The sequence below is a fragment of the Neochlamydia sp. TUME1 genome, assembly GCF_000813645.1.
In the GTDB taxonomy this organism is placed as follows: domain Bacteria; phylum Chlamydiota; class Chlamydiia; order Chlamydiales; family Parachlamydiaceae; genus Neochlamydia.
Window position 1 is genome coordinate 1 of record NZ_JRXI01000195.1, and the last position, 10,487, is coordinate 10,487.

9 protein-coding genes are annotated in these 10,487 nt (G+C 40.1%); 7 read left to right on the top strand and 2 right to left on the bottom strand.

The window, feature by feature from the left end; genetic code table 11:
• Window positions 1-82: 82 nt before the first annotated feature.
• Both DB41_RS10935 and DB41_RS08910 read right to left on the bottom strand, forming a co-directional pair.
• Entirely contained in the window at window positions 83-1,258 is a 1,176-nt protein-coding gene (locus tag DB41_RS10935; protein ID WP_052244066.1) for a leucine-rich repeat domain-containing protein, read from the bottom strand.
• A gap of 490 nt (window positions 1,259-1,748) precedes the next feature.
• A complete protein-coding gene (locus DB41_RS08910) occupies window positions 1,749-4,004 on the bottom strand; it encodes a protein-disulfide reductase DsbD domain-containing protein (protein ID WP_080502488.1) in 2,256 nt (751 codons plus the stop codon).
• Window positions 4,005-4,055: 51 nt separating this feature from the next.
• Here DB41_RS08910 and DB41_RS08915 point away from each other — a divergent pair, with 51 nt between their 5' ends.
• The 7 genes from DB41_RS08915 to murI all read left to right on the top strand — a co-directional run bounded on the left by DB41_RS08915 (window position 4,056) and on the right by murI (window position 10,383).
• Complete coding sequence (locus DB41_RS08915) at window positions 4,056-4,805, top strand: MotA/TolQ/ExbB proton channel family protein (protein ID WP_039386455.1); 750 nt, start codon at window positions 4,056-4,058, stop codon at window positions 4,803-4,805.
• The gene (locus tag DB41_RS08920) at window positions 4,802-5,233 is read left to right on the top strand and encodes a biopolymer transporter ExbD (RefSeq protein ID WP_042239256.1); all 432 of its coding nucleotides are present in this window, start codon (window positions 4,802-4,804) and stop codon (window positions 5,231-5,233) included. The genes DB41_RS08915 and DB41_RS08920 overlap by 4 nt, the downstream gene beginning before the upstream one ends.
• A 13-nt stretch (window positions 5,234-5,246) precedes the next feature.
• Window positions 5,247-6,347 (top strand): hypothetical protein, encoded by a 1,101-nt coding sequence (locus DB41_RS08925; protein ID WP_155117650.1) that lies wholly within the window; start codon window positions 5,247-5,249, stop codon window positions 6,345-6,347.
• Entirely contained in the window at window positions 6,344-7,720 is a 1,377-nt protein-coding gene (gene tolB / locus DB41_RS08930) for a Tol-Pal system protein TolB (RefSeq protein ID WP_039386457.1), read from the top strand. Before DB41_RS08925 ends, tolB begins: the two co-directional genes overlap by 4 nt.
• Before the next feature lie 400 nt (window positions 7,721-8,120).
• Window positions 8,121-8,849, top strand: coding sequence for an OmpA family protein (locus DB41_RS08935; protein WP_039386459.1), 729 nt, complete (start codon window positions 8,121-8,123; stop codon window positions 8,847-8,849).
• Window positions 8,850-8,899: 50 nt separating this feature from the next.
• Window positions 8,900-9,571, top strand: coding sequence for a LysM peptidoglycan-binding domain-containing protein (locus tag DB41_RS11430; RefSeq protein ID WP_238578489.1), 672 nt, complete (start codon window positions 8,900-8,902; stop codon window positions 9,569-9,571).
• A complete protein-coding gene (gene murI, locus DB41_RS08945) occupies window positions 9,568-10,383 on the top strand; it encodes a glutamate racemase (RefSeq protein WP_039386462.1) in 816 nt (271 codons plus the stop codon). Before DB41_RS11430 ends, murI begins: the two co-directional genes overlap by 4 nt.
• Window positions 10,384-10,487 lie beyond the last annotated feature (104 nt).

Below are 10,487 nucleotides of genomic sequence, written 5' to 3' on the forward strand. Positions count from 1 at the left end.
TCTTTTATAAACAAGGGTAAAATTATTTAAAACACCTTATAAGATTATTACCTAAATGCGGAGGCTAAAACGCTGCTTTAATTCAGGGGGAGATACTTTCCAGCAAGTTTCCATCCAGATTAAGATCTATCCCTGCGGGCAGCTGCTTTAAGCTTGCAGGCAAAACAGTTAGCTGGTTGTTGCTTAGGTAAAGGAGCCGCAGCTGAGAAAGAAGTCCTATCCCAGAAGGAAGAGTAGCTAGTTTGTTGCCCCCTAAGAAGAGCTCTTGCAGCTGAGAGAGCTGTCCTATTTCCTCAGGAAGCATGGTAAGTTGGTTATCGTTTAAATACAACGCTTGCAGCTTAGAAAGTTGCCCGATTGTTGAGGGAAGAGTAGCTAGTTTGTTGCCCCCTAAGAAGAGCTCTTGCAGATGAGAGAGGTTTCCTATTTCTGCAGGAAGAATGGTAAGTTGATTATCATTTAAATACAACCCTCGCAGCTTAGAAAGTTGCCCGATGGCTGCGGGAAGGGTAGTTAGCTTGTTACTACCTAAGAAAAGTTCTTGAAGCTGAGAGAGCTGACCTATCTTTGCAGGAAGCGAAGTGAGGTGGTTGCCGTTCAAACAAAGCTCTTTCAGATTAAAAAGCTTTCCTATTTTTGCCGTAAGGGTGAATAGATGATTATCGTTTAATTTAAGCTCATGTAGCTGAGATAATCCCCCTATCTCGGGAGGCAAAGCAGTCAATTCGCTTCCTGTTAGCTCAAATTTCTTAATATTTTTGCCATACCTTTTAATCCAACCTGCGAAAAGCTTTTCTTTCTTTTCTAAAGGCAAACTTTTGATGTCTGGTCGGTCTAAATATTTCTTATAGCCCGGCAATCTAGACTCTATTAAAAGACGATTAATGCTTAAAAGAAGTGATGTATAATTATCCAGGGTAAAATATTTTTTTTCTTCGATTTGGCCTCTAAATTCCGATGGAGCAAGAGATTTAGCTAGAGCGTAGGTTTGCCTAAAAATTTCCTTTACCTTTGCTAGTGTAGAAAGCCCAGCTGGTAGCTTGTAGAGTTTATCTAAAAGGTTAGTCTGCTCGGTAGCTTTTCGTTGAGGAAACCGCATTTTACCTATTTGCTTATAAAGAGAGGGTATAACTTCATTAGCTAGCAGGTGTTGCCATCTTGTACAAACGCCAAATAAGGAAGGACTAGCACAATCCTTTAAAATGTGGACTTGTATTTCATCAGGGAGAAGTTCGAGATTCATAGAACTTGGGATCATAGGTGGTCCTACTTATTAAGTTGTATATCTATTTTTGTGCTTTTTTATAAGATTAAATATATATATAAAAACAAATAAAGCAAGCAAATTTTAGAAGCAGGACAAGCAAGAAAAGCTCCACAATTTTAGGTAAATAATCCTACTAGCAAGTATTCCAAGTATTTGTGCAGAGCAAAAAATGTCGCTGTCCTTTCACACCTACTTCTCCTTTATGCTCTAGTATAGGTCTTCTAATAAAATAACTTAAGAGTCATTAGGGCAATTAAAAAGAGATAATAGGGCTCTGTTTGTTAGCTACAGGTATGTCGCAGGCAACCGAATGCGATCGATCCAAATATAAATAAAGAAAAACTCACCTAATTTTAAAGTTTTTTTTGCCAAGAGGAAGCTAGAAAATCAGCTATCCAACAAATGTTGGAGAGTAGCAAGAGCTTTTAACGAATAAAGGGTTGAAAAAATTAATTACCTAATATTTTAATTTCCAGAAAATTTATTTTATAGCTTTTAATTTGTTGATGACTAAGCTAGGAGTCAATAACTGAGGAAAAATAAAAGGCTCTTGCTCCTGCTGATAAAGCACATACAGGGGTACGCTATGGCGCCCAAATTTTTGCAGCTCTTCCGTAATAGCGGCATCTTTTTTTGTCCAGTCAGCTTTCATCCGCACTACGCCCTGCTCGTTAAATTGAGCATGAACGTCCGCCCCTCCCAATATCATATGATTAGCTTGGCATATTAAACACCACTTCGCTGTAAAATCAACAAAAACAGGAATACCTTGAGAAGTTAACTCTGCTAGTCGTTGAGGAGAAAACTCTTCCCATATAACCTCTTGCTCGGCTATAGCAGGAGAAGAAGAGATAGAGGGGGAGGTAGCCTTAGAAGCATAAAGTAAAGCATATAGACTAGCCAGCAGTCCAAAGATGGCTACGCTTGTAGCAATCCTACAGCTTAATTTGGAATGAAGAGGGGTCGCCCAGCGCCCGTAAATCCAACAAGCCATACTTATCATAAAAAAGGCCCCTAATAACAGGATAAGAGCTAATGCATTTGTTTGAGCTGCAAAAACCCACATTAACCATAACACGGAAGCAAGCATGATAAAGCCCATGAATTGTTTAAAGGTCTCCATCCATTTTCCCGGCTTAGGTAAAAAACGCAGAAAAGAGGGGTAAGCAGATAGGATAAGATAAGGAGACGCCATTCCCATTCCTAAGGAAGTGAAAATCAAAAAAGACAAGTAGAAAGGTAAAGTCATAGCAAAACCCACTGCTGTACCCAAAAAGGGGCCCGTGCAAGGGGTAGCTATGAGCGTGGCTAGTACCCCGCTTAAAAAGGAAGCACCTCTTCCCTTTTTTGTCCCTTGAGGCTGTAGCTGTCCGGCAAAAGAGCCCACTTTGATTCCTATTTCAAATACACCAAATAAGCTTAAACTAAAAATGAATAGGACCGCTGACAACAAAGCGACAAAAGCAGGCTCTTGCAGCTGAAATCCCCAGCCTACAGCATGGCCATAAGCCTTTAAAATCAAAAGAGCTGCAGACAATATCCAAAAAGAAACTAGAACGCCTGCACTAAACATCAAACCATGCTGTAAAGTCAACTGACGGCTTTGCCCCGACATTTTAACGAAGCTTAAAATTTTAAAAGAGATTACCGGTAGAACGCAAGGCATCAAATTTAAAAGCATTCCGCCCAAAAAAGCTAATATCAAAGCCATTCCCAATCCGCCCTCATAATCGCTGGGTTTGGAGGACAAAGTGATATTCCAAGGACGAGGGAAAGCCTCATTGAAAGCCCAGACAGAATTTTCTTTGTTAAGGTCTTGGATAGGCACAGCTACCTCGATAGCTTCCGTAGCTATTTTTTCTGCCTGCTGGATAGTCAGAACTAAAACACCTTTAAGAACATTTGTAGGCAACGAAGAATCTTTCTCTTTAAAGGCAATAGAGTAAGAAGAAAAAGAACTTTCTTGCAAGGAGATAGAAGGTTCTAAATGATAATCTATGCTTTGCCCCTCCTCGGGAAAGAAATAAATATTTAAAATTTTCTCTGCCGGCGCTAAGGGAGATTGCATGTTGAGCTCTATCAAATCATTGATACGCTTGGCCGTAATATTCCCACGAGTTTTTGGCAGCAAACGACGCGCTTGCTCGAAAATAGAGGTTAAAGACTTGTCCATGACTGGGGTAAAAGAAGTAGGGGTCAGGTTCATCTGCACTTTAGTTTCACCTGGCAAACAGGCCGAATCTGAACAGGCTAAGTATTTGATAGTCGCTCTAAACTTATAAGTGTCAGAATGATTGAGATTCTCAGGGGGGAAGATCTGGCACAACAAGTGCACCTCATTTTCATAGCCAAAGCCAATGGATGAAGGTGATTCAAAACGTTGCGGATAAGGCCATTGAAGCTCACCGGCTTTAAACCCAGGTGGCAGCTCCCAAGTAACCGAGACAGGCATGCCTGCATCTCCTGGATTTTTCCAATAAATATTCCACGAGGGAGCTATGGTAAGGCTAACTTTTATCCAAAAGGGCTCGGCCGCCTTAAAATTTATCGCTTCGGAATGCACATAAGCTTTAATAGGTAAAGAAGAGTCATTCACTAGAGGCTCGATTAAGCCAAGATTAGATGGAAATGAATGAAGTTGATTGACTTGAGAAGGATTTTCACTGTATAAGAGAGGGATGAAAATGATCAAAAAGCCGAGTAACCTATAAGTTATATGCCGGAATTTGACTGCCAATGTAAAACCCTTCTTTATTTAATTAAAGGCTATACTTTAAAGGATTTATGAATGAATGTAAACATTTTTATAGCTACTAATCCCTTTTATGAAGCCTATATACATTCTGATTTTTTAGGCAAATTGATCTTTATTGGTCTTCTTCTACTATCCATGATAACCTGGATTATTTTACTCCATAAAATCTGGCAAACCTACCAGGCAAGAAAACAAGCGGCTCGTTTTTATGATATCTTTCAGCTTCAGAAACAAAATCCCTTGAATTTAGATTGTGAAGCTGCCAGTAGGGTAAAAAATAGCAACCCCTACATGGATCTTTATTCTCTTCTTAAAAAACAGACGATGGAAATCTTTAATAAAAATAAGTATGTGATGCAAAAAAATAGGGAGGCTGAACAAAGTGTACCGTTTCTTTCTCTTACGGATATTGATTTTATACAAAGCTCTTTAGCTACTCAAATCGCTCATCAAACTAAAAATTTAGAAAAAAACCTTTTTATCCTATCCACGGTGGTAAGCCTAGCTCCATTTTTAGGATTACTTGGCACTGTGTGGGGCATATTGACAAGCTTTTCAGACTTCCAGGTACAAGCATCAGGCAGCACACCTCAAATGGTACTAGGTGGGCTTTCTCTTGCCTTGGCTACAACAGTTTTAGGGCTCATCGATGCCATTCCTGCTCTAATTGGCTATAATTATTTAAAACATGCGATTCGCGATTTTGAGATTGAAATGGAAAGCTTTGCCAACGAAATGTTGGGTGCTGTAGAGCTGCAATATAGAAAAGTGGACTTCTCATGAACAGACGATTCATTCAGGCTTCTATCCATAAAAATATCGAAGAACCTACTGTTAATCTAACCCCTCTAATTGATGTGGTCTTTGTCATTTTAATTATATTTATTTTGATAGCTCCTCTGCTGGAGCTTGATAATGTAGAGCTTGCCCAGGCGGCCTCTGGCTTGCACGAAAGCAGCTCAAACTTTGTTCAAGCTAGCAGCCCTATCTCCATTCATGTGCGCAAAGATAATACTATTTGGTTTAATAAACAAATGGTGACTCTAGAACAATTATTTACCTTGTTAAAAGACGCCAAAAAACGTTATCCTGCTGCCCAGCCCCAGTTATATCATGACCGCACGGCCCACTTTGGAACCTATCAAGCCGTTAAGAATACAGCTGAAAAAGCAGGATTTACTCAATTAGATGTGATTCTTAAACCTGCCTAGTTTTTTAACTATTATGAGTAGTATCTACCTCCACGATAAGACGTTATGGCCAATCACTCTCGGGGTCATCATCATCCATGTGGGAATGATTTTAGGAATGATCTTGCTCCCTTTTTCCAAACAAGCTCCTCGCCAATACAACGAACGTCTAGTGGTGCATACAATTTCGCTCACTCCCCCAAAAATTCAAACAAAATCCTCTCCCCTCCCTAGTGAGAACAAAGAAAAACTGGCTCTAAATTCTAATATTCTTCCCGGTCCAAAATCCCCAGAAGAAATTGCCGCTAAACTTATTGCCTCGCCTCCCCCTATCCCTCTTAACGTAGAAGAAGCAAAACCTCACACAAGTTCTTCGGCTCCTACAGAATCTACTCAAAAAATTGAAACCCCTTCTTCAACCGATAAAAAAAACATAAAAGCTTTAAACTCTACCGCTATTCAACAGACGCCCAATAAAAAAGCAGTCCCTAAAAAAGAAAATGCAATTCCTCAATCCACCCATTCAAAAACCGGCAAACCATCTATTAAGAAAGACAATACTAAAAAAAGCGTTAGTCCTGCATCTACTGCAGCCAAGCCTGCTGAAAAAAAGCCGATAAAAGCCCCCTTGAAAAAGACTTCTGCAGAGGCTCAACATGAAAGCCCTAATTCCCAAGCAAGCCCCGAAGCCAAGGAGAAACAGAAAAAACTTCTTGCAGCTGCCCAGGCCAGCCTTGCCAAGCTTGAGCAGAGCCGAGCTCATCGAAATGCTTCTTCCTCTCAAGCAAGTCAGACGGCACTCGCCTCAGCTGCTACCATCCCTGCTTTGCAAACAGATACTCTCCCTGCAGCTTATACCCTTCCTTCTAGCGCAGTAGAGAGAAGCTATAGAGATGAGTTAGCTAGCCGGCTTAAACTTTTACTAAAATTACCTGAGCACGGGGAAGTTCAACTGAAATTAACAGTCGATCGCTTAGGCCGAGCCATCAAGGTAAATATCATTAAATCTCCTAGCCACTTAAATCGCCTCTATATAGAAAAAAACTTGCCTACGTTAAAATTTCCTCCTCTAGGAAAAGATTTTGCAAACATGTCGGAATATACTTTTATCATTCAATTAAGTAATGAATTATGACTCATCTAAAATATTATTTTATTATTTTGTTCCTTTTTTTAGTCTTTAAGCAAAATCTGTCAGCCCTAGCAAACGAAGACAATGAAAAAATTGTAGTGAGATTAGCAACGGAAAGTAAGCTAATGCCCCTTTATCTAGCTCCCTTTTATCAAGAAAATCCTGCCTTTACTGCTCATTACATTCAGCAGCTAGAGCAGGTTTTACAATTTGACTTAAATCATAATGGCATGACCTTCACATTGAAAAATGAGTCTAAAGCCCCTGTTGGCAACTTTCTTGATGCCGTTAATAGCTCTAGCTGGAAAAGCCTGAATGTTTACTATGTATTAAAAATATTGATTAAAGACAATCAAATGTCGGCAAGAATGCTTTCCATGAGCAGTGACCATGAAAAATCAGTAAATAATATTCCTTTAAGTGGAGACCTTAGCCAAGATCGCCGGCAAATACATCGTTTAGCCGATAGCCTCCATAAAAGCTTATTTGGCAGTGAAGGAATAGCCAGCACGCGAATAATTTACACCTGCAAAACCTCGCATGGCCTTAAGTCTATTGCCGAAGTATGGGAAGCTGATTACGATGGCGCCAATGCCAGACAAATTACACATGAAAACAGTCTGATTGTTACCCCTACCTATATTCCTCCCCAACAAGGCCACGCGAGTGGAAGTATCATGTATGTCTCTTATCGAGCAGGGCAGTCAAAAATCTATATAGCTTCCTTAAAAGATGGTGTAGGCCGGCGCTTCAGCTTACTTAAAGGTAATCAATTAATGCCCGCCATTGCCAAACAAAGGGATAAGGTAGCTTTCATTTGCGACTATACCGGCAACCCTGATCTTTTCCTGCAAACGTTTGATCCTGAAAAAGGGGCTATAGGTAAACCTCAACAAATTTTTTCTACCTATCTAGCCACGCAAGGAACTCCTACCTTCAGCCCAGATGGAAGTAAAATTGCTTTTGTCTCTAACAAAGATGGATCTCCCCGTATTTATGTCATAGACATCCCAGCGCCCGGGGCAAGCCTTAAAAACATTAAAGCTCTCTTGATTAGCAAATCAAATCGTGAAAATACCGCCCCTGCCTGGTCCCCCGATGGCAGTAAGCTAGCTTACTGCGCAAAGAGCCAGGATACCCGCCAAATTTGGATTTATGATTTTGACAAAAAGCAAGAAAGGCAAATTACTAAAGGAGGTGGTCATAAAGAAAATCCCACCTGGGCTCCTAATAGCTTACATCTTGTCTTTAACTCTGCGGGCAATAATAGCAGCGAACTTTATTTGATCAATTTACATCAACCAGAAGCAGTAAAAATTTCCTCGGGAGAAGGTCTGAAGCGCTTTCCTGCATGGGAACCTAAATTTAGCAAATAGCTCGTTGCCTTATACTGCTAGTCAAGCTCTAAGTCCCCTAAGGGCACTTTTCTTCCATCGGCTACTTGGCTTTGATCCTTAAAGCTTTTGCTTTGCCCCTGGCTAAATTTAAAAGGCTATAATAAACTCTACAAAATCGCTCCAGTAAGAGCAAAAAATTTAAAACCCAGTAGCAAGCCTTTTTATAGCTTTTCAGGATCATACGCCTAAAACGGCTCAAAACATAAGCGACTTAATATTAAAAGGATAAACTATCTAAAGCCTTTTTAGAAAGATAGGGTTATCCTCCTATCTTTCCTTTGTAAAACAAGCTAATTAAAAAAGCTCTTTCAGAATATTTCCCCTTTTATGTTACTATCTCATTTTTATAATTATTTATAGCCACAAAGCCGAGGATTTTATGAAACTAGCTCCCTATTGCCTGCTTTTGAATATATTTCTCATTAGCTTATCCTTTACAAGCTGCAGGCGCACGAGCGATGATGTATGGGAAGATACGAAAACCGCTGGGCGTCATATTGGAAGAGGTGTTAAATCTCTTGGCGGTAAACATGGAGATTCACGCCAGGTCTATTCTCCTGACGAATTTTATACCATGGGTAAGCAAAGCAATTCTGCTAACATTTATGCTAACGAAGACTTTATACCGTTACAAGATCAGCCCCACGATGCCGAGTTAGCAATGGCAGAGTCTGTTAGCCAACAGCCGAGAGAAAATCCAGGTGATCCAGGCAGTACTATTCCCAACATTCAATTTTTCAAAGATCCTAGTACTATTCAAGGCCTTTCAGGTATTTTCCAAAGTATCAAATTTGATTATAATAGCAATTTGATCAAAGGACAGGAAAATATGACTATCTTACGCAAGGTAGTAGACTATCTGCAAAGAAATCCTAACACCTATATTTTTATTGAAGGGCATACTGACGAAAGAGGAGCAGAAGCTTATAACCTAGCTTTAGGTTCGCGTCGTGCTAACGCTGTTCGTAATGCTCTGATTGCCGAAGGCGCCAGTCCGGATAATATTTTTACGATCTCTTACGGTAAAGAACGTCCTGCCGTGATGGAAAGTCACGAAGAAGCCTGGGCACAAAATCGTCGAGCAGAATTTAAAATCTATCAAAGATAATGTTTATAGAAATCTTCTTTTCAAGGCTCAGGTTGCGGAAGCAACCTGGAGTGATAAAAACTATAATATTCCTTATCCTACCTTTAAAACTTTGCTGTTTAGGCAATATTGAAGCGGCCCCTACTCGTTATTATAACGATCAAACAGCCGTGGTTTTACGTGAAATGCGCGCTAATCTGGATGATTTGCGTCATGAGGTCAGCAATCACGAAATTGAAATCAAAACCTATGATGAGAAAGCCCGTACTTTAGAAACGATTATCGACTCGATGCGCCAGCAATGGATAGAAGCAGGGCATGCGCAAACAGAAGCATGGAAAGATTCTTCTAAAGCTCTGGAAATGAAAATTAATAGCCTTGAGCTACTTACTCAAGGGATAATTTCTGATGTTAAGCAGTTTAAAACCTACACGAATGAAATAGCGACCACACTCTCTCAGTATAAGCAAAAGCTCACGGAATTTGAAAAAATTATTGAATTTCAAAATCAAAACATAGACAACCTTCATCAAGCGATTAAATCCGTTGCAGAGGCTTTAAATCCCACAAGCGGCCTTTCGGAAAAAGCTGAGCTTCCATCCGTTAGGATTTATAAGGTGGTACCCGGCGACACTTTAGAAAAAATTGCGCGTAAGCATCAAACGACTATTCAAGCCATTAAAGAGCTTAATGGCCTTTCCCATGATAAGATCGTTGTTGGCCAAAATCTTAGAATCCCATGAGTAATTCGCAAGCGATTGGAATTTTTGACTCAGGTATCGGCGGGCTAACAGTGATGAAACAAATCATGCATAAGCTTCCTCATGAAAAACTTATTTATTTCGGCGACTCGGCCAGGTTGCCTTATGGCGACAAAAGTGCCGATACAATTCTGCGTTATTCTATAGAAAACGCCATCTTTTTAATGGAACACCAAATTAAATTACTAGTCATCGCCTGCAATACAGCTTCAGCCTATGCCGTGGATAAGTTGAAACAGATCCTTAAAATCCCTATTGTTGATGTGATTCAGCCAGGGGTGGAGCATGCCGCTAAAGCTTCACGCCACCTAAGAATAGGCGTGCTTGCTACGCGAGCGACCACTGAATCAGGTATTTATCCGCAACAAATTAAAAAGAAGCTTCCCTCTTGCCAAGTTTACTCCATGCCATGCCCCCTGTTAGTGCCCCTTATTGAAGAGCATCTATTTGATCATCCGGCCACTCAGCTGATTATTAAAGATTATCTTGCCCCTTTAAAGCAAAGCAGCATTGATACATTACTTCTTGGATGCACTCACTATCCTCTTCTTCGTCCTTTGATCCAAAAGGAAATAGGGCCGCATGTCTGTATCGTAGATTCGGCTAGCACCTGCGCAGAACATGTTTCACTCACTTTAGATACATATAATTTACATGCCTGCCCTGATGAAAAACCTTCTCATCGCTTTTATGTCTCTGATTATCCTGAAAAATTTCGCTTGCATGGCTCCAAGTTTCTTGGACATCCCATCGATAAAGTAAACATTCCTTTAAAAATGAAGTTTGAGATTTAAAGTAGACGCCCAGCAAATACTAGTGGGTTTCCTTTATCAAATGAAAGATAGATTGTTATTTATTCGTAAGACTATTTATCAGCTGATGGGTCTGAAAAACAAAA

Coding starts and splice junctions, on each gene's coding strand:
- DB41_RS10935 (WP_052244066.1), bottom strand. CDS start 1,258: ATGATCCCAAGTTCTATGAATCTCGAACTTCTCCCTGATGAAATACAA.
- DB41_RS08915 (WP_039386455.1), top strand. CDS start 4,056: ATGAATGTAAACATTTTTATAGCTACTAATCCCTTTTATGAAGCCTAT.
- DB41_RS08920 (WP_042239256.1), top strand. CDS start 4,802: ATGAACAGACGATTCATTCAGGCTTCTATCCATAAAAATATCGAAGAA.
- DB41_RS08925 (WP_155117650.1), top strand. CDS start 5,247: ATGAGTAGTATCTACCTCCACGATAAGACGTTATGGCCAATCACTCTC.
- tolB (WP_039386457.1), top strand. CDS start 6,344: ATGACTCATCTAAAATATTATTTTATTATTTTGTTCCTTTTTTTAGTC.
- DB41_RS08935 (WP_039386459.1), top strand. CDS start 8,121: ATGAAACTAGCTCCCTATTGCCTGCTTTTGAATATATTTCTCATTAGC.
- murI (WP_039386462.1), top strand. CDS start 9,568: ATGAGTAATTCGCAAGCGATTGGAATTTTTGACTCAGGTATCGGCGGG.